Source organism: Phycicoccus sp. Soil748 (genome assembly GCF_001428025.1).
In the GTDB taxonomy this organism is placed as follows: Bacteria; Actinomycetota; Actinomycetes; order Actinomycetales; family Dermatophilaceae; genus Pedococcus.
Map to the genome: position 1 here is coordinate 155,359 of NZ_LMSC01000012.1, position 24,360 is coordinate 179,718.

At 73.2% G+C, this 24,360-nt stretch carries 22 protein-coding genes, 1 tRNA gene and 1 riboswitch; of the genes, 12 read left to right on the plus strand and 11 right to left on the minus strand.

Annotated features, from left to right (window positions below; all coding sequences use genetic code 11):
• Positions 1–21 precede the first annotated feature (21 nt).
• On the minus strand, positions 22–2,790 hold the full coding sequence (ppdK, locus tag ASG70_RS16960) for a pyruvate, phosphate dikinase (protein WP_082590962.1): 2,769 nt from the start codon (positions 2,788–2,790) through the stop codon (positions 22–24).
• Positions 2,791–3,047: 257 nt separating this feature from the next.
• Here ppdK and ASG70_RS16965 point away from each other — a divergent pair, with 257 nt between their 5' ends.
• Positions 3,048–4,064 carry a universal stress protein gene (locus tag ASG70_RS16965; RefSeq protein WP_082590963.1) on the plus strand — a complete coding sequence of 339 codons (1,017 nt, stop codon included), beginning with the start codon at positions 3,048–3,050 and terminating at the stop codon, positions 4,062–4,064.
• A 48-nt stretch (positions 4,065–4,112) separates the two neighbouring features.
• Here the strand turns inward: ASG70_RS16965 and ASG70_RS16970 are convergent, their stop codons facing one another.
• The 3 genes from ASG70_RS16970 to ASG70_RS16980 all read right to left on the minus strand — a co-directional run bounded on the left by ASG70_RS16970 (position 4,113) and on the right by ASG70_RS16980 (position 8,924).
• The gene (locus ASG70_RS16970) at positions 4,113–5,483 is read right to left on the minus strand and encodes an MBL fold metallo-hydrolase RNA specificity domain-containing protein (protein ID WP_056885019.1); all 1,371 of its coding nucleotides are present in this window, start codon (positions 5,481–5,483) and stop codon (positions 4,113–4,115) included.
• 118 nt (positions 5,484–5,601) lie between these two features.
• The gene (locus ASG70_RS16975) at positions 5,602–8,250 is read right to left on the minus strand and encodes a cation-translocating P-type ATPase (protein WP_200949323.1); all 2,649 of its coding nucleotides are present in this window, start codon (positions 8,248–8,250) and stop codon (positions 5,602–5,604) included.
• Between the two features lie 119 nt (positions 8,251–8,369).
• Positions 8,370–8,924: a hypothetical protein gene (locus ASG70_RS16980; protein ID WP_056885021.1), complete on the minus strand. Its 555-nt coding sequence runs from the start codon at positions 8,922–8,924 to the stop codon at positions 8,370–8,372.
• A gap of 190 nt (positions 8,925–9,114) precedes the next feature.
• Positions 9,115–9,355, plus strand: a riboswitch (cobalamin riboswitch).
• A gap of 125 nt (positions 9,356–9,480) precedes the next feature.
• Here ASG70_RS16980 and ASG70_RS16985 point away from each other — a divergent pair.
• The 3 genes from ASG70_RS16985 (at position 9,481) to ASG70_RS16995 (ending at position 13,216) form a co-directional block, all read left to right on the plus strand.
• The gene (locus ASG70_RS16985; protein WP_056885022.1) at positions 9,481–11,883 is read left to right on the plus strand and encodes a ribonucleoside-diphosphate reductase subunit alpha; all 2,403 of its coding nucleotides are present in this window, start codon (positions 9,481–9,483) and stop codon (positions 11,881–11,883) included.
• The gene (locus tag ASG70_RS16990) at positions 11,880–12,935 is read left to right on the plus strand and encodes a ribonucleotide-diphosphate reductase subunit beta (protein ID WP_056885023.1); all 1,056 of its coding nucleotides are present in this window, start codon (positions 11,880–11,882) and stop codon (positions 12,933–12,935) included. Before ASG70_RS16985 ends, ASG70_RS16990 begins: the two co-directional genes overlap by 4 nt.
• Positions 12,936–13,018: 83 nt before the next feature.
• A complete protein-coding gene (locus tag ASG70_RS16995; RefSeq protein ID WP_056885024.1) occupies positions 13,019–13,216 on the plus strand; it encodes a hypothetical protein in 198 nt (65 codons plus the stop codon).
• Here the strand turns inward: ASG70_RS16995 and ASG70_RS17000 are convergent.
• The 7 genes from ASG70_RS17000 to ASG70_RS17030 all read right to left on the minus strand — a co-directional run bounded on the left by ASG70_RS17000 (position 13,201) and on the right by ASG70_RS17030 (position 19,171).
• The gene (locus tag ASG70_RS17000; RefSeq protein ID WP_056885025.1) at positions 13,201–14,184 is read right to left on the minus strand and encodes a CorA family divalent cation transporter; all 984 of its coding nucleotides are present in this window, start codon (positions 14,182–14,184) and stop codon (positions 13,201–13,203) included. The two genes, ASG70_RS16995 and ASG70_RS17000, sit on opposite strands and share 16 nt — an antisense overlap.
• A gap of 7 nt (positions 14,185–14,191) precedes the next feature.
• Positions 14,192–14,620 carry an OsmC family protein gene (locus ASG70_RS17005; protein WP_056885026.1) on the minus strand — a complete coding sequence of 143 codons (429 nt, stop codon included), beginning with the start codon at positions 14,618–14,620 and terminating at the stop codon, positions 14,192–14,194.
• Between the two features lie 34 nt (positions 14,621–14,654).
• Positions 14,655–15,422 (minus strand): SDR family NAD(P)-dependent oxidoreductase, encoded by a 768-nt coding sequence (locus tag ASG70_RS17010; RefSeq protein ID WP_056885027.1) that lies wholly within the window; start codon positions 15,420–15,422, stop codon positions 14,655–14,657.
• Between the two features lie 53 nt (positions 15,423–15,475).
• On the minus strand, positions 15,476–16,009 hold the full coding sequence (locus tag ASG70_RS17015; RefSeq protein WP_056885028.1) for a flavodoxin family protein: 534 nt from the start codon (positions 16,007–16,009) through the stop codon (positions 15,476–15,478).
• Between the two features lie 67 nt (positions 16,010–16,076).
• Positions 16,077–16,727, minus strand: a complete 651-nt coding sequence (locus ASG70_RS17020) for an FMN reductase (RefSeq protein WP_056885029.1) — start codon at positions 16,725–16,727, stop codon at positions 16,077–16,079.
• Entirely contained in the window at positions 16,724–17,881 is a 1,158-nt protein-coding gene (locus ASG70_RS17025; RefSeq protein WP_056885030.1) for a CE1758 family FMN-dependent luciferase-like monooxygenase, read from the minus strand. Before ASG70_RS17025 ends, ASG70_RS17020 begins: the two co-directional genes overlap by 4 nt.
• Before the next feature lie 99 nt (positions 17,882–17,980).
• Complete coding sequence (locus ASG70_RS17030; RefSeq protein ID WP_082590964.1) at positions 17,981–19,171, minus strand: CapA family protein; 1,191 nt, start codon at positions 19,169–19,171, stop codon at positions 17,981–17,983.
• 35 nt (positions 19,172–19,206) lie between these two features.
• Between ASG70_RS17030 and ASG70_RS17040 the strand changes: the two genes are divergently transcribed.
• The 8 genes from ASG70_RS17040 (at position 19,207) to ASG70_RS17075 (ending at position 24,338) form a co-directional block, all read left to right on the plus strand.
• Positions 19,207–20,235 carry a chorismate-binding protein gene (locus tag ASG70_RS17040; RefSeq protein ID WP_056885033.1) on the plus strand — a complete coding sequence of 343 codons (1,029 nt, stop codon included), beginning with the start codon at positions 19,207–19,209 and terminating at the stop codon, positions 20,233–20,235.
• The gene (locus ASG70_RS17045; protein ID WP_056885034.1) at positions 20,232–21,074 is read left to right on the plus strand and encodes an aminotransferase class IV; all 843 of its coding nucleotides are present in this window, start codon (positions 20,232–20,234) and stop codon (positions 21,072–21,074) included. The genes ASG70_RS17040 and ASG70_RS17045 overlap by 4 nt, the downstream gene beginning before the upstream one ends.
• Positions 21,071–21,547 carry a TIGR02611 family protein gene (locus ASG70_RS17050; protein WP_056885035.1) on the plus strand — a complete coding sequence of 159 codons (477 nt, stop codon included), beginning with the start codon at positions 21,071–21,073 and terminating at the stop codon, positions 21,545–21,547. The genes ASG70_RS17045 and ASG70_RS17050 overlap by 4 nt, the downstream gene beginning before the upstream one ends.
• A gap of 75 nt (positions 21,548–21,622) precedes the next feature.
• A tRNA-Val gene (locus ASG70_RS17055) sits at positions 21,623–21,699 on the plus strand.
• 131 nt (positions 21,700–21,830) lie between these two features.
• Positions 21,831–22,895, plus strand: coding sequence for a sensor histidine kinase (locus tag ASG70_RS17060; RefSeq protein WP_056885036.1), 1,065 nt, complete (start codon positions 21,831–21,833; stop codon positions 22,893–22,895).
• A 72-nt stretch (positions 22,896–22,967) separates the two neighbouring features.
• Complete coding sequence (locus ASG70_RS17065; RefSeq protein ID WP_056885037.1) at positions 22,968–23,726, plus strand: dienelactone hydrolase family protein; 759 nt, start codon at positions 22,968–22,970, stop codon at positions 23,724–23,726.
• Position 23,727: 1 nt separating this feature from the next.
• Positions 23,728–23,988, plus strand: coding sequence for a DUF6295 family protein (locus ASG70_RS17070; RefSeq protein ID WP_056885038.1), 261 nt, complete (start codon positions 23,728–23,730; stop codon positions 23,986–23,988).
• 2 nt (positions 23,989–23,990) lie between these two features.
• Complete coding sequence (locus tag ASG70_RS17075) at positions 23,991–24,338, plus strand: MOSC domain-containing protein (RefSeq protein ID WP_056885039.1); 348 nt, start codon at positions 23,991–23,993, stop codon at positions 24,336–24,338.
• Positions 24,339–24,360 lie beyond the last annotated feature (22 nt).

Genomic DNA, 24,360 nt, shown 5'->3' on the forward strand with positions numbered 1-24,360 from the left:
GCCGCTACGGCGCGAACGCCCTCAGCGGGTGTCCGATCCCCTGGCCCCGCCGTCCGACGTCAGGACGGCATACCGACCGGCCTCGAGCCGAGCCACGGGCACCCGCGGCGGCGAGCAGGAGAGGTAGTCGACGCCGGCCGCCAGCAAGCGGTGGATCGACTCGGGGTCACCGGCGTGCTCGCCGCACACACCGAGCCCCAGCGTCGGCCGGGCGAGTCGGCCCTCCTGCACCGACAGGCGGATGAGTCGGCCGACCCCGACGTCGTCGAGCGTCGAGAACGGGTCGGTCGTCAGCGTCCCGGACTGGCGGTAGGCGGCGAGGAAGCTCGTCTCGGCGTCGTCGCGCGACATGCCCCAGGTGGTCTGCGTCAGGTCGTTGGTGCCGAACGAGAAGAACTCGACCTCCTCCGCGAGCCGCCCGGAGGTGAGGGCTGCCCGCGGGAGCTCGATCATCACGCCGAGCGGGATGCGCAGCTCCACGCCCTCGGTGGTGGCGACGTCGTCCACCTCGGCGCGGATGCGCACGAGTGCGGCGGTGAGCTCGCGGGCGTCGGCCACCAGCGGCACCATCACCTCGGGGCGCGGGTCCCGGCCCCGGTTCCGCAGCGACACCGTGGCCTCGGCCAGCGCGCGCACCTGGGCGGTCACGAGCTCCGGCACGGCGGCGAGCAGGCGCACGCCACGCAGGCCGAGCATCGGATTCTGCTCGTGCCAGCGGCGCACCATGGCGAGACGCCGCTCCGCCTCGGTGTCCGGGGAGCCGACGGCCCTGGCTACCGCCGTGCGCACCTCGAGTTCGACCAGGTCGGGAAGGAACTCGTGCAGTGGCGGGTCGATCAGCCGGATGACGGTCGGCAGCCCGTCCATCTCCTCGAGCACCTGCTCCAGCTCCAGCCTGGCCAGCTCCTCGATCCGCGCCAGCGCCGCAGCGCGCTCGTGGCCGGTGACGACCTGCTCCACGAGGGTGCGCCGGTCGCCGAGCAGCATGTGCTCGGTCCGGGCGAGCCCGATGCCCTGCGCGCCGTACTCCCTCGCGGCGCGGGCGTCGGTCGGCGTCTCGGCGTTGGCGCGCACCCCGGCGGTGCGGCGCAGGTCGGCGTGGGCGAGCAGCCGGCCGACGGAGCGCACGGTGGCGTCCGGGTGCGAGAGGTACGGCGCGCCGTCCTGGCCGCGGCTGGTGGACCAGCTGCGGATGGCCACGGCACATGCGCTGGGGACGACCTCGCGCGCGCCGAGGAACACCTCACCGGTCGAGCCGTCGACGGACAGCGAGTCTCCCTCGTTGAGGACTCCGCCCCCGGGAAGCGTTGCCCTGCGTGCGGACTCGTCGACCTCGAGGCCCTCGACGCCGGTGACGCAGGTCCGGCCGAGCCCTCGCGCCACGACGGCAGCATGCGACGTCAGCCCACCGCGGGCGGTGACGACGGCTGCCGAGGCCAGGAGGCCGCCGAGGTCGTCCGGGCTCGTCTCGGGGCGCACGAGCACGACGCGTTCACCGCGCCCCGCCCACTCCATCGCAGTAGCGGCGTCGAAGACGGCCCGACCGGTGGCCGCCCCGGGGCTGGCCGCCAGCCCACGCGCGACCGGCTGCTCGCCTTCGCCAGCCGCCGGCCCCTCTCCGGCGCCCGTCACGAACCCCGGGTGCAGCAGCGACGCCAGCTGGTGCCCCTCCACCCGGCACAGCGCCTCGTCGAGGTCGATGACACCCTCGTCCACGAGGTCGCACGCGATGCGGAACGCCGCCGCCGGGCTCCGCTTGCCCACCCGGGTCTGCAGGATCCACAGCCGCCCCTCCTCGACGGTGAACTCCACGTCGCACAGGTCCCGGTAGTGCCCCTCCAGGGTGGCCAGGTGGCCGAGCAGCTCGCGGTGCACCGCGGGTTCGCGGACACCGAGCTCGCCGAGGTCCATCGTCCGGCGGCTGCCGTTGACGACGTCCTCACCCTGCGCGTCGACGAGGTAGTCGCCGTAGGGCTCCGGGTCACCGGTGGCCGGGTTGCGGGTGAAGCAGACGCCGCTCCCGGAGCGCCGGCCGCGGTTGCCGAACACCATCTGCACGATGTTGACGGCGGTGCCCAGGTCCTCGGCGATCCCCTCGTGCGCCCGGTAGCGGCGCGCGCGGTCGCCGGTCCACGACGCGAACACGGCCAGCACCGCACGGTGCAGCTGGTCCCGTGGGTCCTGGGGCAGGTCCTCGCCGGCGTTGTCGCGCAGCAGCCGCCGGAAGTCGCCCGTCACCTCCTCGAGGACGCCCGCCGAGAGCTCCTGGTCGGTCGCCACCCCCGCGTCCGCCCTGGCCCGGGCCAGCCGCTCCTCGAACAGGGCGGCGTCGACCCCCAGCACCGTCCGCCCGTACATCTGCACGAGGCGCCGGTAGGAGTCCCAGGCGAAGCGCGCCCCCTGGCGGGCGGCCACGGTCGCCACGACCTCGTCGGTGAGCCCGACGTCGAGGATCGTCTCCATCATCCCCGGCATGGAGAACCTCGCCCCCGAGCGCACCGACACGAGCAGCGGGTCCACCGGGTCGCCGAGGGCCCGCCCTGCGGTCCGCTCCAGCCGGGCCAGTGCCGCAGCCAGCTCCCCGGCCAGGGCGGCAGGCTCGTGACCCTCGCGCAGGTACTCGCGGCAGGCTGCGGTCGTCACCGTGAACCCGGCAGGCACGGGCAGCCCCAGCCGGGTCATCTGCGCCAGCCCGGCACCCTTGCCCCCGAGGACCTCCGCCATCGTCCCGTCGCCGTCGGCGAAGGAGACGACCAGCGGGGTCGAGGTCGCGGTGGTCAGTGCGGTCATGGCGAGTCTCCCGTCGTCGCATCGCGGCGGCCGCAGGCACGACCGCCACCGGGAGCCGGCGATCCCTCGCGCTCCCTACCGCCGACGATCACGCGCCCCGGCAGGACGGGACAGTGCCGAAGGTCCCCGGCGGCCCCGCGGAGGGTGTGAGCCTCGCAGGGGACCTATGGCCCTGTGGGCTCCCCGGGCCCCACACCACGCTGAGGGTGCGGCATGCACATCCCCCCACCCGCCCCTACGCCCACCCGGAGGCTGCCATGGTCGACAACGAAGCTCCTCGCCGTACCGAGCCGCAGGCCGAAGGGTGTGTCGTCGTGGGTTGCGACGGTTCGTGGGAGTCGCTGGAGGCGGTGGACGTCGCCGCCCGTGAGGCCCGCTGGCGCGGGCAGGAGCTCGTCGTCGTGACGCTGGAGGAGGGTATGGGGCGCGGTGCCCACGGCCCACGCGACTGGGCCGGGTCGGCGCGCGAGGTGGCCGAGGAGGTGCGGTCGGCCGGTGCCCGCGCCCTGGAGCGGCTGCGCACCACGGACGTCCCGGCGCGCACCGTCACCGCCACCACCGCCGCCTCGCCCGCGCTCGAGCCCCTGGCGCAACGGGCGTCGGTGCTCGTGCTGGGGCGCCATGGCGCGCGGGGCGTCGGGATCTTCACGATGGGTTCGCCGAGCGAGGCGCTGGCTCGCAGGCTCGGGTGCCCGGTCATGGTGGCGGGGCCGACCGGTCCGCAGGCGGAGCCGACGGGCTCCGCGGGCGCGGGCGGGCAGCACGTGAAGCCCAACGCCGCGAAGGCTGCTGCCCTGGCGCGTCGCCACCCGGTCGTCGTCGTGGGGGTCGACTCCTCACCCTCGGCGGACGCGGTGCTCGGTGTCGCCGTCGCCCAGGCGCAGACCCGCGGCTGGCCGCTGACCGTCGTGCACTCCGTCGGGCGGGCGGAGGCCGAGCTGCACGTCGAGGCGTCCGTGATCTGGGACCGCCACGCCGACCTGCTGCTGGCGCAGCGGGACCCCGACCACTCGCTCGCACGGGTCGTGGTCGACCTCGACGACCCGGTGCCGGCGCTGCTGTCCCACAGCGGTCCTCGTGACCTGCTCGTCGTGGGCACCCGGGGGGAGGGGCGCCTGGCCGGGCTCATCGCCGGCTCGGTGGCCCGAGGCGTCCTGGACGCCATGCCCTGTGACGTCCTCGTGGTGCCCCGCCACATGACGTCCGCCACGGCCCAGCAGGGCCGGGCCGCGACCGACACCGTGGTCGAGCCCACCACCAGCGGCGCCCGCTAGGGGTCCGCCAGCTAGGGGTCCGCCCGGTAGGGGTCGGCCCGGTAGGGGTCAGAGCAGGACGCGCTCGCCGAGCCGGGGCACCACGACGGTGGCGCCGGTGCGCTCGCGCACCTGGTCGGCCAGGGCGTGGGCGGCCTCCGGTTCGCCGTGGGTGACGAACACGGTCTCGGGCTCCTCCGGCAGCCCGAGCAGCCACTCCAGCAGCTCCTCGGCGTCGGCGTGCACCGAGAACCCCTCGTCCTGCACGATCTCGGCGCGCACCCGGACGTACGACCCTGCGATCTTCACCTCCCGGGCGCCCTCGGCCAGCGCCCGCCCGCGGGTGCCGACCGCCTGGTACCCCGTCAGCACGACCGTGTTGCGCCGGTCGGGCAGCAACGCCCTCAGGTGGTGCACCACGCGCCCGCCGGAGGCCATGCCGGAGGAGGACACGATGATGCTCGGCTCGTGGGGCCGGTTGATGCGCGTCGACTCCTCCGCCGTCGGCAGCGTCCGCAGCCCCGGCAGGCTGACGAGCTCGGTCCCGAGGCCGGGGCGCAGCTCCTCGCGGTGCCGGGAGTCGCGGTACACCTCGAGGACCGCGAGGGCCATCGGGCTGTCGACGTACACGGGCACGTCGGGGATCCGGCGGCTGCGCCAGAGCTCGCTCAGGGCGTGCAGCACGAGCTCGGTGCGGTCGACGGCGAACGCGGGGATGACGACCGAGCCGCCGCGCGCGATGGTGCGCGTGATGGCCTGGGCCAGCTCGTCGTGGCCGGGGTCCGGCGGTGGGTGGCTGCGGTCGCCGTACGTCGACTCCACCACGACCGCCCGCGCCGCCGGCGGTGTCTCCCGGGGCAGCAGGACCGGGTGGGCGGGCCGGCCGAGGTCGCCCGAGAACAGCACCGTGGTGTCCGCCGTCGTGAGGTGGGCGTTGGCCGAGCCGAGGACGTGGCCGGCGCGCACCAGCACGAGGGTGCCCTGGCCGCCCAGGGGGACCGGGGCGGCGTACGCGGTCTCGTGGAAGAGCCGCACGGCCCGCTCCACGTCGCCACCGGTGTAGAGCGGCATCGGTGGGTGGTGCTTGGAGTAGCCGCTCGTGCGCGCGTACGACGCCTCCTCCTCGAGCAGGTGCGCGCTGTCACGCAGGACGATCGGCGCGAGGTCGGCCGTTCCGCTCGTGCACCGGACGGGTCCGTCGAATCCCTGTCGTACCAACGCAGGCAGGTAGCCGCAGTGGTCGAGGTGGGTGTGGGTGAGCACCACCTCGTCGATGGTGTGGGCGCCGACCGGGAAGGGCTCCCAGTTGAGGCGACGCCACTGCCGTTCGCCTTGGTAGAGGCCGCAGTCCACGAGGGTGCGCCGGCCGGAGTGCTCCACCAGGGTCCGGCTCCCGGTGACCGTGCCCGCCGCCCCGAGGAACGTCAGCACGGTGCTCATCGGTGGTTCCCGCCGTCCGCTTCCCCAGCTCCCATGGTGGGCTCCCTTCGCTGGCCCCACGGTCCCGGTCGCGACGTGGACCGGACAGGGGCCTAGGTCCCGCCGGCAGTGCGCGGGCTCAGAGGCTCGAGGGACGCACCAGGCGCGCGGCGACGTATGCGGCCAGCCCGCTGCCCGCTGCCCATGCCCAGGACGAGAGCGGGGGAAGGTGCGCACCGAGGAGCTGGGCGAGGGGTGGCACCGTCACCGCGGCGACGAGGAGCAGGCCGGCTGCTGCGAGGGCGCCCGGGAGGACCAGCCGCTGCCGCCCGAGGTGACGTGCCGTCCGGGACCGCAGGGCCAGGGCGACACAGAGCTGGCCGACACCCAGGGCGAGCAGGGCGGTGGAGGGCCCGAAGTGGTCGCCGGCCACGACGGCCCCGGCGAGCGCCGCGGAGGCCACGACCGCGGCGAGCAGCCCCAGCCGCCACCACAGGCCGTCGAGAGCGTTCTGGCGCGGCGGACGGGGGCCGCGGGTCATGGCGCCGTCCTCCAGCGCCTCGGCGCCGAGTGCGGCTCCGGCGAACGAGTGCGTCACGAGGTTGACCCACAGGATCTGCGCCGGCAGCAGGGGCAGCGGCACCCCCACCAGCGGCCCGGCCAGCATGAGCAGGATCTCCGCCGCGCCGCCGGAGATGCCGTAGAGCAGGAAGCGGCGGATGTTGGCGTAGACGCGACGCCCCTCCTCGACCGCGGCGACGACCGTGCCGAGGTTGTCGTCGGTGAGGATGACGTCGGCCGCCTCTCGCGCCACCTCGGTGCCGCGGCGGCCCATGGCCACGCCGATGTCGGCGCGGTGCAGCGCCGGGGCGTCGTTGACGCCGTCGCCCAGCATCGCCACCACGTGGCCGGCGTGCTGCCACGCGGAGATGAGCTCGAGCTTGTCGGCGGGGGTGGCCCGTGCGATGACGCGGTGGCGGCTGACCTCCGCGACGCCCGGTGCCCCTGCCGGTGTCTGTGGTTCGGGCACCTGGTGCAGCGCAACGGGTCCCGACCCGACGGGGATGTTGACCGCGCGAGCCACGGCCCACGCCGTCGCGGGGTGGTCGCCCGTGACGAGTCCGACCTCGATGCCGGCGCGCTGGCAGGCGGCCACGGCCTCGGCGGCGGCAGCGCGCGGCAGGTCCCGCAGGGCCACCAGGCCGGTCAGGTGCAGCCGGGGCACGTCAGCGGCGAGTGCGGGTAGGGCGCCGACGCGGCCGATGGCGACGGCCAGCACGCGTTCGCCGGCGGCGGCCAGGGTGCTCGCCTGCTCCAGCGCCTCGGCCACCAGCTCGGGCGGGTCGTCGAGCACGTCGGGACGGAGCATGACCTCGGGCGCCCCCTTCGAGACGACCAGCACCCCGCTCCCGGGGCCCTGCACCGAGGTGCCGGTGGCGAGCGGGTCGGTACCGGTGGCTTGCGGGTCCGGTGCGTCCGACGCCCACGGCGACTCCTGCGGTACGGCATGCCAGGTGGTCATCCGCTTCGTGCGGCTGTCGAAGGGGACCTCGGCCAGCCGCCGGTGCGCCGCCCGCAACCCCACGGTGTCGACCCCCGCGGCGCCGGCCGTGTCGAGGAGCGCCGACTCGGTGGGGTCGTGGCGCAGCCCGCCGTCGACCCCGTCACCGACGTCGTTGCACAGCACCACTGCTCGCATGAGGGACTCCGGCGAGGCGCCCTCGGGCTGCCAGGTCGACGAGACCGCCATCAACCCTTCGGTCAGGGTGCCGGTCTTGTCCGTCGCCAGCAGCGTGACCGAGCCCAGCGTCTCGACGGCCGCGAGGTTGCGCACCACCGCGTGTCGCGAGGCCATGCGTCGTGCTGCCAGGGCCATGCTCAGGGTCACCACCAGCGGCAGCGACTCGGGCACGGCCGCGACGATGAGGCTGACCCCGGTGAGGAGCATCCGCTCGACGGGCTCGCCGCGCAACAGCCCGAGTGCGAAGACCAGGGAGCACAGCACGACGGCCGCGACGGCGAGGTGGCCGGAGAGCCGGCTCATCCGCAGCTGCAACGGGGTGCGGCGCTGCTGCGTCCCCACCATCAGGGCCGCGATGCGACCGGTGGCACTGGCGGAACCCGTGGCCGTGACCCGGGCCGTGCCGCGTCCGCGGACCACCGCGGTCCCGGCGTAGAGCGTGGCGGCCTCCAGCGCCGCCGCCTCGACCGAGGGATCGACCGTGGCGTCGAGCTGCGCGTCAGGCGTCGTCCGCGGGCCGGTTGGGGGCGCAGGCGCCTTCCCGACCGGCTCCGACTCACCGGTCAGCATCGACTCGTCGACCGTGACGCCGGTGCCCGCCACGAGCACCGCGTCGGCGGGCACGAGGTCGCCCTGGCGGAGGTGGACGAGGTCGCCCGGCACGAGGTCGCGGACCGACACCGTCTGCTCGCGCCCGTCGCGGGTCACCGTCGCCGACGGCGTCACGAGCGAGGACAAGGCCCGAACCGCCCGGTCGGCGTTGACCTCCTGACGGACCGCGAGCGTGGTGTTGACGACCACCACCAGCGCGATCACGGCTGCGTCGGTGAGGTCAGTCGTGACGAGGGTGAGGACCAGGGCGGCGAGCAGCACGAGCACCAGGGGGTCGCGCAGAGAACGCAGGACCCGCACGCCGACTGATGGCGGCCGGGCTTCGGGGATGGCGTTGGGGCCGTGGACTGCCCGCAGCCGGGCCACCTCGGCGCTGTCGAGCCCGGGCATGCCCGGTGCCGCTGCCGGGTCCGCCGATGCGGCGCGGGTGGGCACGGGTCAGCCCCGCTGCCGCAGGAACCCATGGTGGGCGTCGACGCCCACCACTGCGGGTCCGGTGGAGGTGGGGGGGTGGGCCGTCCGCCCGGCGCCCAGGGCGAGGGCGGCCGGAGTGCTCATGCGCCCGGGGGGCTCGAGGGGTCGATGCCGGTCGGTGACACCAGGACCACCGTGGTGTCGGGGTGGTCGCGGCAGACGCGGGCGACGGCCCGGGCCAGCGTCCGCGCCCGGTCGGCCGACGTCGTGCCCAGGGCGATCACCACGGCGTCACAGCCGGGGTCGTCGGCGAGGGCGTCCACGGCCGCGGCGAGGCTCCGTGCTGAGCAGTGCCTGGTGAGGTCCACGTAGTCCCGGACGCTGGCGGCGGGGGAGGAGCAGTGCCGGATCCGCATCTCCGTCTGCTGGCGCAGGTCGGGTGAGCGCGCCGGCGTGCCGCGCAGCACGCTGACCGCCTCGTCGCCCAGCTGGGCCTCGTCCGTGACGACGGCAACGCGTGGCGGACGGCTCCCCGCCGGCCGTCGCTGCAGGTGGTCGCCGGCCCCGGCGAGGTCGCCGACGGCGACGGGCAGCGCCCCGGGTGCGCGGTGACGGCCCACCACGTCCGTCCGGACCCGCCAGTGGCTCCCGTCAGCGAGCCGGTACGGCACCAGCCGCCGCGTCTGGTCCGACATCACCGAGCTCCTCACGTGACGGGGCGGCCGGGTCGCTCGTCCCGAGTCCACTGTCACCCCGGCGCGGCGCCGAAGGCAGAGACCTAGGTCCCTTGGGAGCACCCCCGCGGTGTGCGAGACCACGGAAGGGCGAGCGGCCGGCTGCGACACGCTGACCCCACATGTGGTGCCGCACCCCGGCCGCGTTCCCGCATATGGTGTGCCTGCTGGTCCGGACCCCGCGCAACGGGGTCCGGGGCAAGAGGGAACCCGGTGCGAGTCCGGGACTGCCCCGCAGCGGTATGCGGAAACGACCGCCGTCACACAGCACTGCGCGCCCCGGCGTGTGGGAAGCGACGGCCAGTAGGTGCCGTGGACGCCTCGAGCGAGAGCCCGGGACGGCCTCGGAGGGTCCGTGAGTCCGAAGACCTGCCAGCGACCGCGCACGCCGTGCGCGGTGAGTCGTGGCCTCGCGGGTGGGTCACACGGCTTGGCGGTCCGACGTCCCTGCGACGTGGTCGCCCCGTCGTCCCCTCCGGCGTCCGCGGCACCGAACCGCTCGCGAGGAGAGAGCAGGATGACCCAGGCGCCCGTGGTCGAGGACTCGACCACAGAACCGACCCCACCCACCGCACGCCGCACGACGATGGCGGTGCGCAAGCGCAACGGCGACAGCGAGCCCGTCGACGTGATGAAGATCGTCCGCGCCGTCGAGCGCTGGTGCGACGACCTCGACGAGGTCGACCCGACGGTGATCGCCACCCGCACCATCAGCGGGCTCTACGACGGCGCCACCACGGCCGAGCTCGACCGGCTCTCGATCCAGACCGCCGCCGAGATGACCGCCACCGAGCCGCAGTACTCCAGGCTGGCCGCCCGGCTGCTGTCCAACTACATCGACAAGGAGGTGCGCGGCCAGCAGATCGCGTCGTTCAGCCAAGCCGTCCGGCTCGGGCACCTCGAAGGCCTCATCGGCGACGACACCGCGGCCTTCGTCGAGGCCAACGCCCGCAAGCTCGACCACGCTGTCGACGTGGCGCACGACCGGCGGTTCGAGTACTTCGGGCTGCGCACCGTCTACGACCGCTATCTGCTGCGGCACCCCGAGACGCGGAGCGTCATCGAGACGCCGCAGTACTTCCTGCTCCGTGTGGCATGCGGCCTGGCCAGCACGCCGCAGGAGGCCATCGCGTTCTACCGCCTCATGGCGTCCTTGGCCTACCTGCCGAGCTCGCCGACCCTGTTCAACTCCGGCACCCGCCACACGCAGATGTCGTCCTGCTACCTCGTGGACTCGCCGCGCGACCAGCTCGAGTCGATCTACGACCGCTACACCCAGGTTGCAAGGCTGTCGAAGTTCGCTGGGGGCATCGGCATCTCGTGGTCGCGGGTGCGCTCGCGCGGTGCCCTGATTCGGGGCACGAACGGCCACTCCAACGGCATCGTCCCGTGGCTGCGCACCCTCGACTCGTCGGTGTCGGCGGTCAACCAGGGCGGACGCCGCAAGGGTGCGGCCTGCGTCTACCTCGAGCCGTGGCACCCCGACATCGAGGAGTTCCTCGAGCTGCGCGACAACACCGGTGAGGACGCCCGGCGGACCCACAACCTCAACATCGCGAACTGGGTCCCCGACGAGTTCATGCGCCGGGTCGAGGCCGACGAGCAGTGGAGCCTCGTGGACCCCGACCAGGTGCCCGAGCTGCCAGACCTGTGGGGGCCGGCCTTCGAGAAGGCGTATGCGGCCGCGGAGCGCGACGGCCGCGTCGTGCGCACCGTCAGCGCCCGCGAGCTCTACGGGAAGATGATGCGCACGCTGGCCCAGACCGGGAACGGCTGGATGACGTTCAAGGACGCCAGCAACCGCACCTGCAACCAGACCAGCGACGAGCAGGGTCCCGGCGCGCCCGTAGTGCACCTGTCCAACCTGTGCACGGAGATCATCGAGGTCTCCTCGGACACCGAGACCGCGGTCTGCAACCTCGGCTCGGTCAACCTGGCGCAGCACCTCACCGCGCCCCGTAACGGCGTGGACTGGGAGCGGCTCCGGGAGACCGTGCGCACCGCGGTGACCTACCTCGACCGCGTCATCGACATCAACTACTACCCGAGCGAGGAGTCCGGGGCCTCCAACCCGCGGTGGCGCCCGGTCGGGCTCGGCGTCATGGGCCTTCAGGACGTCTTCTTCGCCCTGCGCCTGCCGTTTGACTCGGACGAGGCGCGGGAGCTGTCCACCCGGGTCGCCGAGGAGGTCTACCTCTCGGCCCTGGAGCGGTCGGCAGAGCTGGCCTCCGAGCACGGTCCCCACCCGGCGTACGAGCAGACCCGCGCAGCACGCGGCGACCTGCAGCCGGACCTGTGGAGTGTCACCCCGACCCAGGCCGAGCGCTGGGCGGCGCTGCGAGCAGCGGTACAGGACAATGGACTCCGCAACTCGCTGCTCGTCGCCATCGCACCGACGGCGACCATCGCGTCCATCGCCGGTGTCTACGAGTGCATCGAGCCGCAGGTGTCCAACCTGTTCAAGCGCGAGACGCTCTCCGGCGAGTTCCTCCAGGTCAACACGGCCCTCGTGCGAGAGCTCAAGGCCCGGGACCTGTGGACCCCCGAGGTGCGCGAGGCCATCAAGCGCAGCGAGGGGTCGGTGCAGGGCATCTCCGCGATCCCGGCCGACGTGCGGCACCTGTTCCGGACGGCCTGGGAGCTGCCGCAGCGGGCGCTCATCGACCTGGCCGCCGCGAGGCAGCCGTTCATCGACCAGAGCCAGTCGCTCAACCTGTTCCTGGCCGCGCCGACGATCGGCAAGCTCAGCTCGATGTACCTCTACGCGTGGAAGGCCGGCCTCAAGACGACCTACTACCTGCGGTCGCGACCGGCGACCCGCATCCAGCAGGCGACCGTCTCGGTCGCCGTCAAGCCCACCGACCAGGAGGCCGTCGCCTGCTCCCTGGAGAACCCCGAGACCTGCGAGGCCTGCGAATGAGCACCACGACCGACACCACCCACACCACCGCGGACGCGGTCGCCACGGACAGGAGGATGCTGCTCGACCCGGGGATGAACCTCACCCTGCGGCCGATGCGCTACCCGCACTTCTACGAGCGCTACCGCGATGCCATCAAGAACACCTGGACCGTCGAGGAGGTCGACCTGCACAGCGACCTCAAGGACCTGCAGCGGCTGACCGCGGCGGAGCGCCACCTCGTCAGCCGGCTCGTGGCGTTCTTCGCGACTGGTGACACCATCGTCGCCAACAACCTCGTGCTCAACCTCTACCAGCACGTGAACTCGCCCGAGGGACGCCTCTACCTCAGCCGGCAGCTGTTCGAGGAGGCGGTGCACGTGCAGTTCTACCTCACCCTCCTCGACACCTACGTGCCCGACGAGAAGGAGCGGCACGCGGCGTTCGCGGCGGTCGACAACATCCCGTCGATCAAGGCCAAGGCCGACTTCTGCTTCGAGTGGATTGACTCGGTCTTCGAGCTCGACCGGCTCGAGACCCGCGAGCACCGGAGGGCGTTCCTGCTCAACGTCATCTGCTTCGCGGCGTGCATCGAAGGGCTGTTCTTCTACGGCGCCTTCGCCTACGTCTACTTCCTGCGGTCGCGGGGGCTGCTCAACGGCCTGGCCAGCGGGACCAACTGGGTGTTCCGCGACGAGTCGATGCACATGGCGTTCGCGTTCGACGTGGTGCAGACGGTCCGCGAGGAGGAGCCCGACCTGTTCGACGACGACCTCGCCGGTCAGGTGCGGGCGATGGTGCGGGCGGCTGTCGACGCCGAGGCGCAGTTCGCCGAGGACCTGCTGGGCGGGGGAGTGGCGGGGCTCTCGACGGCCGACATGCGCACCTATCTCGAGAGCGTTGCTGACCGCAGGCTCGAGCAGCTGGGCCTCGAGCCCGAGTACGGCGCGACCAACCCGCTGGCGTTCATGGAGCTGCAGGACGTGCAGGAGCTGTCCAACTTCTTCGAGCGCCGGGTCTCCGCCTACCAGGTGGGGGTGAGCGGGGCCGTCGGGTTCGACGAGGACTTCTGACGGGGGAGGGCCGCCGAGACGTCTGCGGGCCGGGGCACCACCGACAGCGGTGGTGCCCCGGCCAGCGGGGTTACGCTCGACCGATGAAGCCGGTGCGCGTTGCCTTCGGGGCCTTCCTCGTCCTCGTCGGGGTCGTCTGGCTCCTGCAGGGCATCGGCGTCCTGGGCGGGAGCGTCATGAGCGGCGTGACCCTGTGGGCGGTCGTCGGACCGGTCGTCGCCGTGGTGGGGCTCTACCTGGCGGTCAGCGGGCTGCGCGGCGGTCGTCACCACCAGCCCTGACGGCGGGCCCACCGCAGCAGCCACAGGCTGATCGAGGTCATCACGGCCAGCACCACGGCGAGCTGGACCCAGTGGGTCTGCGCGTTGACGATGACGTTCATCCCGTAGACCGAGGCGATGGCGGTGACGGGCAGCGTGATGGCCGCGATCACCGCGAGCCGCTCCATCGCCACGGTCATCTTGGTCGTGACCCGGGTCTGGTAGAGCTCGATCACCCCGAACAGGAACCCGCTCTCGTCGTCGGCCATGCTGCGTACGCGGTCGAACTGCTCGCTGAGGTCACGGGCGTGGCGTCGGGACTCCTCGGAGGAGAAGCGCTCCAGGGAGGCGAGCCGGCCGAAGACGTCGTGCGCCTGCCCGGCCTGCGTCCGCGAGATGAGCAGCTCGTGGCGCAGCAGGAACAGCTCCTCGAGCAGCGCCTCCGGCTGGTGGAAGTCCGAACCCATGACACGCATCTCGAGGGCCGGCAGGCGTTGGGCGACCGAGCGGACGACCTCGCTCTGCCGGCGCGCGACCGCCGACCCGATGGCGTAGGACAGCTCGCCGGGGGTAGTGGGGCGCAGCCGACCCGCCAGCAGGCGCTCGCGTACCGCGTCCGTCTGCGCCGTCGCGTCGGCTGCCGACACCGCCGGGTTCCGCGGCCCGTGGACGGTCACGAGGTAGCGCGTGCCGACGAGCTGGTCGAGCTCGAGCATGTGCACGTGACCGCCCTCACCGGGCAGCGGCGTGTGCACGATGACGAACACGTGCTCCTCGTAGGCGTGCACGGTGGGGACGAAGTTGCGCTCCCGGCAGGCCCGGAGCACCAGCGGGTGCGCGTGGAGGTGCTCGGTGAGCACGTGCTCCACCTCGTCGTCGAAGTCGGGTGCATCGACCCACACGAACCCGTCGGTGCGCTCGAGCAGCGCAGGGATGTCCGAGGACGGGTGCTCCTCGAGCGCCCCGGCGGTCACCAGCCAGGCCTGCACCCCGCACCTACCCGGTGAAGCTCGTCTCCAGGGTGATGGGCACCGCCGCGAGGGCCTGGCTCACCGGGCAGCCGGCCTTGGCTGCCTGGGCGGCCTCCTCGAACTGCTCGGCGGTGATGCCGGGCACCGATCCCGTGACGGACAGGGCGATCCCGGTGATGCCGGTGCCCGGCTGGAACGTCACGTTCGCGGTGGTGTCGATGGTGGTGGGCGGCGTGCCGGCCTGCGCGAGCCCGTGGGAGAGGGCCATGGAGAAGCAGGTGGAGTGGGCCGCGGCGATGAGCTCCTCCGGACTGGTCTTGCCGTTCGCCTCCTCGGCGCGCGAGGGCCAGGAGACGGCGTAGGTGCCGATGCCCGAGGACTCGAGGGTCACCTCCCCGGAGCCGTCCATGAGGGAGCCCTCCCAGTGGGCGGAGGCGGTACGCGTCGTGGCCATGTCTTCTCCTGCGGGTCGGTGGTGCCGGGTGATCTCAGAACGCCGTGTAGCCGCCGTCGGCGACGAGCACGGAGCCGGTGACGAACGAGGAGGCGTCGCTGGCGAGGAAGACGACGGCCGGGGCCAGCTCCTCGACCGTGCCGTAGCGCTGCATGGGCGCGTCCTCGATCCAGTGCCGACGGAACGCGGGGTCGTCGACGGGGGACATGTCGGTCTTGATGTAGCCGGGGGCCAGCGCGTTCACGCGCACGCCGTACGGTGCCCACTCCGCCGCGAGGCTCCGGGTCAGGTGGTGGACCGCGGCCTTGGAGGCGTTGTAGGCCGGCTGCCACTGGGGGCGGTTGACGATGATGCCGGACATCGAGCCGATGTTGACGATGGTGCCCGCGCGCTGCTCGACGAAGTGACGTCCGAACGTCTGCGAGCAGGTCCAGACCGCGTCGAGGTTGACGTCCATGACGGCACGCCAGTCCTCGGGGGTGACGTCGAGCGCGGGTGCGTGGACGCAGGCCCCGGCGTTGTTGACCAGGACGTCGACGCGGTCGAAGCGGTCGAGCGTCGTCGCCAGCACGCGCTCCACGTCGGCGCGGGACGTGACGTCGGCTGCGACGAACTCAGCCCGGATGTCGCTGTCCCGCAACGACTTCAGCACGCCATCAGCTGCACCCTCGTCACGTCCGACGAGCATGACCGCTGCACCTGCGTCCCCGAGCGCGGCGGCGAACCCGGCACCCAGGCCGCGCGTCCCGCCGGTGACGACGGCGACCTTGCCGGTCAGGGAGAAGCGCTCCAGTGCACCCATGGAGCCAATGTATGGGGTCCGTGTGCCGGACGGGAGGTGGAGAGGTGCCGCGGTCAGCCTGCGAGCTCGCTGGAGCCGTGCCGCCGCCACTGACGGGCCACGCTCTGGCCCCACGCCCTGGCCCGCTCGAGCTCACCGTCCGACAGCGGGCCCTCACGGCCCTGCACGTGGAACGTCTCCGGTGGGCAGACCTGCCGCACACCCAGCCGGCGCAGCCGCCGGGCGACGGCGTGGGCCGCGGACCCCGGCAGCCTCGGCCGGGCGACCTTGGTGTCGAACGTCGCCAGCGCCACCTGGGTCGTCGGCGCGCTCAAGGCCTCGGTCCACTCCCGGATGCCCCGGCGACCGGAGACCACCGGCCGGGCGGCGCTGCGGGCGGCGTCCTCACGGGTGCTGGCGCGCGACATGCCGAAGGCGTGGGTCGGCCCGCCGACGACGAGCAGCTCGACGTCCGGAAGCGTGTCAGGGGCGACACCCACCTCGCAGACGATCGCGTCGACGTGGTCGCGCAGCCCCTCGGCGATGGCCTGGGCGACACGTCCGGTGTTCCCGTACATGGACTCGTAGACGACCAGTGCTGTGCCCATGCGTCCATGCTGCGCGTGGCCACGCCGGGGGACCCGGGTCGAACGTCCCCCGGCGTGGGCGGTCGCGTCAGCCGGCCAGCAGCTGCTCGAACGGCACCGGGTCGGCGAGCTCGCCGTCGAGGCGAGCCGGGGCCCGGCGGGCGGAGCCTGCCCCGCTGACGAGGTCGGCCAGCTCGCCCGCAGCGACGTCCACCCGGGCAGCGAGACCGTGGTCGAGACCACCCGAACCCCAGTCCTCCGACGCCGCGAACACCGCGGTGGGCACGGTGACGGCCTTGAGGTGGGCGAACAGCGGGCGCATCGCGTGCTCCAGCACCAGGGAGTGCCGGGCGGTGCCGGCCGTCGCCGCGAGCAGCACGGGGGTGCCCCTGAGGGCGTCCGCGTCGAGGATGTCGACGAAGCTCTTGAACAGGCCGCTGTAGGACGCCTGGTAGACCGGGGTGGCCGCGATCAGGGCGTCGGCGCCGCGCACGGCCTCGACCGCCTCGGCCAGGGCGCCGGAGGCGAACCCGGTGAGCATGGCGTTGGCGAGCTCGTGGACGTGCAGGCGCAGGTCGACGTACTCCACCACCGACTCCTCGCCGCGCTCGAGCAGGGCGTCCCCGGTGGCGGTCGCGAGGCGCTCGGCCAGCAGGCGCGTGGAGGACGGCTGCCCGACCCCGGCCTGGACGACCACGAGGCGGCGCGGCGTACGGGTGGTGCTCGTGGACGTGCTCATCGGGCGACCTCCTCGGTCTGCCGGGTGGGGGACGTGGCGGCGGCTGCGGTTGCGCCGGCCCCGACGCCTGCACTGACGCTGCGGGTCGCGGCGAGGCGGCTGGCGTGGGTGGGGGCGTCGGGGACGTGGGCGGGCTTGCGGGCGGCGGCGATCTTCCGCACCTCGGGCACGACCTCGCCACCGAGGATGTCGAGCTGCTCGAGCACCGTCTTCAGCGGGAGCCCGGCGTGGTCGATGAGGAACAGCTGGCGCTGGTAGTCGCCGACGTGGTCGGCCATCGCGGCATACCGCTCGATGACCTGCTGCGGCGACCCCACGGTGAGCGGCGTCTCCCGGCTGAAGTCCTCCAGCGACGGCCCGTGCCCGTAGACGGGGGCGTTGTCGAAGTAGGGCCGGAACTCGCGGACTGCGTCCTGGCTGTTGGCCCGCATGAACACCTGGCCGCCGAGGCCGACGATGGCCTGGTCGGCGGAGCCGTGGCCGTAGTGCTCGAACCGGCGACGGTACAGCGCCACCATCTGCTTGGTGTGGCTCATCGGCCAGAAGATGTTGTTGTGGAAGAAGCCGTCGCCGTAGTAGGCGGCCTGCTCGGCGATCTCGGGGCTGCGGATCGACCCGTGCCAGACGAAGGGCGCGACACCGTCGAGCGGGCGCGGTGTCGAGGTGAACCCCTGCAGCGGCGTGCGGTGCTTCCCGGACCAGGTGACGTTCTCCTCGGTCCACAGGCGGCGCAGCAGCGCGTAGTTCTCCACGGCCAGCCCGATGCCGTCGCGGATGTCCTTGCCGAACCACGGGTAGACCGGGCCGGTGTTGCCGCGACCCATCATCAGGTCGACGCGGCCGTCGGCGAGGTGCTGGAGGTAGGCGTAGTCCTCCGCGAGGCGCACCGGGTCGTTGGTGGTGATGAGGGTGGTGGACGTCGAGAGGATGATGCGCTCGGTCTGGGCCGCGACCGAGGCCAGCAGCACGGGCGGGTTGGCCGGGGCGGCGAACGGCGGGTTGTGGTGCTCGCCGGTGGCGAAGACGTCGAGCCCGACCTCCTCGGCCTTCTTCGCGATGGCGACCGTGGCCTTGATGCGCTCGTGCTCGGTGGGGGTGGTGCCGGTGGTCGGGTCGGTGGTGACGTCCCCGACGGTGAAGATCCCGAACTGCATCTGTCCTCGCGCTCCTTGATTGGTAGTTGCGAATTCAACTACATCAACCCGGCGGCTGTCACGTTCATTCCACCGCCGGCGAGGCGCTCAGTCAGGCGCTCAGCTGGGTGACGACTCCAGCCCGGTGCAGGCGTTCGCCTGATTCCACAGCCCCATGAGCCGGGCGGTGTCCGCGGTCCCCGGCCGGCGGGGTATGCCGTCAGCGCCGATGAGCATCGGCGTCCAGCCGGCCTTGCGCACCAGGCTGTGCCCGTCGTCCGCGCGGGCCTTGGCGCGCCGTACGTCGAGGGAGAGGGTGAGGACACCCGAGCGGGAGTCGGGCTCGTGGCTGCGCCACCAGACGAAGTTGCCCAGGCCGTACGCGACGTACGAGCGCCCGAGCCACCCGGCACCGTTCACGCGGTGGGAGTGCCCGCCGACGATCACGTCGGCGCCGGCCTCGGCGAGGGCCTGGGCCGTCTCCGCCGAGAGGTTGTCCGGGCACTTCTGGTAGTCCAGGCCCCAGTGGAGGACGACGACGACGACGTCGTACTTGCGGTGGGCGGCGGCGACGGCCTGGCGCAGGCGGGTGACCGGCGCGGCGCTGGCGATGCCGCCCTTGCCCGGCCCGGCGGAGTACCGCGCCAGCGTCATCTCGAACACCTCGGAGGCGCCGAACACCGCCACCTTCAGGCCCTTTGCCGACAGGACGGCCGGCGCATAGGCCTCTGCCTCGTCGGCCCCGATCCCGACGACGGGGATCGGGCTGCTCTTCTTGGCGGCCAGGGTGTCCTGCAGCCCGACCGGGCCGTAGTCGACCCCGTGGTTGTTGGCCATGCTCACGGCGTCGACGCCGGCGTTCTGGACGGTCACCAGGGCCGAGGCGGGTGCGCGGAAGTGGAACTCCTTGCCGATCTTGGTGCCCCGCTCGGTGATCGCGGTCTCGAGGTTGACGACGGACAGGTCGGCAGCGCCCAGCGTGGACCGCAGCTCGGCCAGTCCCTGGGGGTCCCGCGCGAGTGGCGCGAGGTAGTCCTCGAAGTGCACGTCACCGGCGAACGCCATGGTGAGCACGTCGGGGTCGGAGGGCAGGGTCGTCGTGGCGCTCGGGGAGGCCGGAGCGGTGGCGGAGCCGGTGGACGAGCCACCCGCGGTGGTCGCCGAGGAGGAGGGGGACGCGCTCGCCGAGCTGCCGGAGGTCGTCCGCGAGCCGGTCGACGTCGAAGCAGCGGGGGCCGCGGCGCTGCCGGAGCAGGCGGCGGTGAGGGCGACCACGAGGCCGGCCGCGGCGAGGGGGGCGAGAGCGCGCATGAGGGGGGAGTGTAGGTCGCCCTAGGATCGCCGTCGTGGAGGCGGCCGCATCGGGACACGTCCGGTTCGGGTCCCTCGTGGCGACCGAGCCCGTCGAGGTGCGCCACGACCTCGGCGGGGTGACGTCGGGGTTCTGGGCGGTCGTCGCCGAGTTCGAGGGCCACTTCACGGCCGTGCGCCTCGACCACGTGGTCCGCGACGCCCCGCCGCCGCGACCGGTCGCCTGGGCGCCGCTGGAGGGGGAGTGGGCGACGAGCCTGGACCACGCGGCGTACGTCGAGGGCGTGCAGGAGGTGCGCCGCCGCATCGCCGACGGCACCGTCTACCAGGTCAACCTCTGCCGCGTGCTCTCGCACGAGCTGCCCGAGGAGGCCGACCTCGACGGGCTCGCGTCGCTGCTCGCCCGGGGCAACCCGGCCCCGCACGCCGGCCGGGTGCACCTGCCCTCCGCGGGGCTCGACGTCGTGTGCGCCAGCCCGGAGGCGTTCCTGCTGCGCGACGGCGACCGGCTGGAGTCGCGGCCCATCAAGGGCACCGCGACGTCGATGCCGGCCATGCTGCCCAAGGACTACGCCGAGAACGTCATGATCGTCGACCTGGTCCGCAACGACCTCTCCCACGTGTGCCGACCCGGGACGGTGCAGGTCGACCACCTCTGTGCCCCCGAGCAGCACCCCGGGATGGTGCACCTCGTCTCCTCGGTCGCGGGCCGCCTTCGCCCGGAGGCGGGGTGGGACGAGGTGCTGGCGGCGACGTTCCCGCCCGGGTCGGTCTCCGGGGCGCCGAAGCACACGGCCCTGCAGGCCATCGGCGACCTCGAGCCGGTCGCGCGCGGGCCATACTGCGGCGCCGTCGGGTGGGTCGACCTCGACCGCGGCACCGCCGAGCTGGCCGTCGGCATCCGCACGTTCTGGGCCGACCGCGGTGGCGACGGTCGGCGGTGGCTGCGCTTCGGCACGGGCGCCGGCATCACCTGGGGGTCGGACCCCGAGGGTGAGTGGGAGGAGACACGGGTCAAGGCCGCGCGGCTCGTGGGGCTCGCATCTGGGAAGGTTGACCCATGACGGATGTCAGGGTCTGGGTCAACGGCCGGCTGACCGGGGTGGACGAGCCGTCCATCGCGGCGCTCGACCACGGGGTCACCGTCGGTGACGGCGCGTTCGAGACGGCCAAGGTCGACCGGGGGCAGGTCTTCGCGGCCACCCGGCACGCGCGGCGGCTCGACCGCACGCTCGCGGGGCTGGGCCTGCCGCCCGCCGACCACGAATTCATCGCCGAGGGCACCAAGGCGGTGCTCGAGGCCGGTGCGCCGATCGAGTTCGGGCGCCTGCGCTACTCCGTCACCGGCGGGGCCGGCCCGCTCGGATCGGACCGCGACGACAGCCCGCTGACCTACATCGTCACCGCCGGCCCGCAGCCGCGACCACCGGCCAGCGCCAAGGTCGCCGTCACGCCGTGGACGCGCAACGAGCGGTCCGCGGTCGCGGGACTGAAGACCACGTCGTACGCCGAGAACGTCGTCGCGCTCGCGTACGCCAAGGAGCGCGGCGCGATCGAGGCGGTCTTCGCCAACACCCGCGGCGAGCTGTGCGAGTGCACGGGTTCCAACATCTTCGTCGTCGTCGACGGGATCATCCGCACGCCGCCGCTGGGCTCCGGCTGCCTGGCGGGCATCACCCGCGAGGTGACCATCGAGTGGTGCCGTGAGGAGGGGATGGAGGTCCGCGAGGAGGCGCTGCCGCTCGACGTGCTCCAGCACGCCGACGAGGTCTTCATCACCAGCAGCACCAAGGACGTCCTGCCGATCCACGCCGTCGACGACCGCGACCTCGAGGTCGGCCCCGTCACGCGGCGCGCCGCCGAGGTGTTCGCCCGCCTCTGCGCGGAGAGGCTCGACCCGTGACCGACCAGCGCGGCTCGGTCACGACCGACGGTGGGGGCGCCGACGGTGACGACCGCCGGCCGCGCCAGCAGCGGGAGGACAAGGACTGGGAGTGGCGGCGCCGCATCCGCTCCAACCCGCACAGCCACCGCATCTACAAGTGGGTCGTCGGCATCGTGGGCGGCCTCGTCACCATCGCCGGGCTCGTCGCCGTCCCGGCACCGGGGCCGGGGTGGCTCATCGTCTTCCTCGGCATCGGGATCCTGGCGTCGGAGTTCGAGCGCGCCCAGCGGCTGCTCGACTGGGGCCGGGCCAGGCTCGACGACTGGAACGACTGGCTGCGGCCCAAGGCCTTGTGGTTCAAGGGACTGGTCGGCCTGGCCACGGCGGTGCTCGTCGCGCTCGTGTTCTACGGGCTGTTCCTGCTGTCCGGGGTGCCGACGTTCTTCCCGGACGTCGTCGAGGACCGGCTGACGAGGCTGCCCGGGCTCTGACGCGCGGAGGTCGGCACCCGATTTCGCCCCGGGCACCGGGTCCGGCTATTCTTCGGCAGGCCCGCAAGGGCACCTGGACGTGTAGCTCAGTTGGTTAGAGCGTTCGCTTCACACGCGAGAGGCCATGGGTTCGAGTCCCTTCACGTCCACCACCGCGTCGGTCCGCCGGCCGCACGACCAAGCCCCTCCCGGGTCCACCGGAGAGGGGCTTTCGTCGTCTTGGTCCCGGGTCGCGAAAATCATCGACCCCCGGTGCCGACGGGAGTAGCGTGGCCGGAAGACGGTGGCACCGTGCGCCGGTCGCTTCCGACCGGCCCTGGCGGAGGGAGCTGTCACGTCGCAGCAGGGCGAGCAGGTCACGAGCCGCACGGGGGTCGACGCGGCTGACCATCCGCTGCGTCCCGCCAGGCCGAGCCACGACGGCTACCGGCACGAGGCGTTCCTCTGGTCGGGCGACGAGCAGTTCGTCGCCGGCACCGAGTGGTTCGTCCGCGAGGGCCTCGACGCCGGGCAGGCCGTCATGGTGGCGGTGACCCGGCCGCAGACCGAGCTCCTGCGCGAGGCCCTGGGGCCGGACGCCCGGAGCGTCGAGTTCGTCGACATGGAGGAGCTCGGCGCCAACCCCGCGCGCATCATCCCGGCCTGGCACGCGTTCACCGACGAGCACGCCGCCGAGGGGCGTCCGGTCCGGGGGATCGGCGAACCCATCTGGGCGGGCCGGCGGGCGGTGGAGCTCACGGAGTGCCAGCTGCACGAGGCCCTGCTCAACATGGCGGTCCACCCCGACACCCCGCTGTGGCTGCTCTGCCCGTACGACGTGGAGAGCCTGCCAGCGTCGGTGGTGGAGGAGGCACACCGGTCCCACCCCGTGGTCCTGGACGTCGAGGCGCACCGCGGCAGCACGGCGTACGGCGGCGCCCACCACGTGGGCACCATGTTCGAGGCGGACCTGCCGTGGGTCGACGTGGTGGTGGCGCACCGGTCCTTCGGTGACGGCGACTACGCGGCGGTCCGTCGTGACGTGGCCGCCCACGCCTCGTCGGCGGGGGTGGGCGCCGACCGCTGCGACGACCTCGTCCTCGCGGTGCACGAGGTGGCGGTCAACAGCGTGAGGTACGGCAGCGGGGTGGGGGAGCTGCGCATCTGGCACCAGGACGAGGCCCTGGTCTGCGAGGTGCGGGGGCGCGGGCAGATCTCCGACCCGATGACCGGCCGCCGCCGCCCCTCCCAGGAGGTGTCGCGGGGGCGGGGGCTCTGGATGGCCAACCAGCTGTGCGACCTCGTGCAGGTCAGGTCGGGCTCGACCGGGACCACCGTGCGGATCTACACGTGGCTGGGCCGGCCGTAGCAGACGGGGCCACCGGCCGACGCGGCGCGGGCCGCCGAACCCGCCGGGAGGCGCAGGCATAGCATCCGAAGGGTGAGTGACTCCCTGCGTGCGACGACGATCCGGATCACGGGCGACGGTGGTGACGAGGTGGAGGCCTACCTCGCGCGCCCCGACGGTCACGGCCCCCGCGGTGGTGTCGTCGTCATCCACCACATGCCCGGCTACGACCGCGCCACCAAGGAGATCGTGCGCCGCTTCGCCGAGATGGGGTACGACGCGATCTGCCCCAACCTGTACTGGCGGGAGGCGCCCGGTGCGGCACCCGACGACGCGGCAGCCACGGTGCGCGCCGCTGGCGGTGTGCCCGACGCGCGGCTCGTGGGGGACGTCTCAGGCGCGGCCGCGTACCTGCGCTCGCTCCCGAGCAGCAACGGGCGCGTCGGCGTCATCGGCTACTGCTCCGGCGGCCGCCAGAGCGTGCTGGCCGCCTGCCGTACGGACCTCGACGCCGCGGTCGACTGCTACGGCGCGTTCGTGACCGGACAGCCGCCGGAGGGTTTCCCGTTGCGCGTGACCAACCTCGTCGACGAGCTGCCCGACCTGGCGGCGCCGCTGCTCGGGCTCTTCGGGGTGGAGGACAAGACCCCGAGCCCTGAGCACGTGGCCGAGCTGGAGGAGATCCTGACCCGGCTGGGCAAGCCGCACGAGCTGCACTCCTACGACGGCGCAGGCCACGCCTTCTTCGCCACCGACCGCCCGTCCTACCGCGTCGCGGCGGCCAACGACGGCTGGGAGCGCATCGGCGACTTCTTCGCGACCCACCTGTCCGTGCCGTCCCCGGAGGCCTGAGATGTGCACCTACGCCACCGTCACCGAGTGCGTGGACGCGAGCGCCAAGGGCCCGGGGGGCCAGTGGTTCCACGTCACCGACGCCACGGTCTACTACGACCACCCGGTCCACGTCATGGCCGAGCACAGCCTCAACATCGACCTGTCCGACCCCTCGCGCGGACCGGGCGCGCGCCTCGCCGTCGAGCTGACGCGCGAGTCGGCCGAGCGGCTCGTCGCTGCGATCCGCACGGCCCTCGACTCCGCGCCGGCAGGGGGGTGAGCGTGGCCGAGCTGCTGGAGATCCACACCTACCCGGTCAAGGGCGAGCCCGGCCACGACCACGCCGAGTCGCTCGTCGAGGTCGACGGACTCGAGGGCGACCGACGCAAGAAGGCGCCGGTCCATGTCGTCGCGGCTGGGGAGACCCGTCCCGACACGCGCGCCAACCTCGTCGTGTCGCTGCCCGCGGCCGACCTGGTCGCGGCCATCGGGTCGCGCCTGCACGTGGGGGACGTCGAGCTCGCGGTGACGGGTACGGCGCGCGACTGCCCCGGTGTCTACGCGGACGTCGCGACCGGTGGCCGGGTGCGTGTCGGTGACCCGGTGACCACGAGGCGGGAACCCGCGTGACGACCCCGACGACGGCGGCATA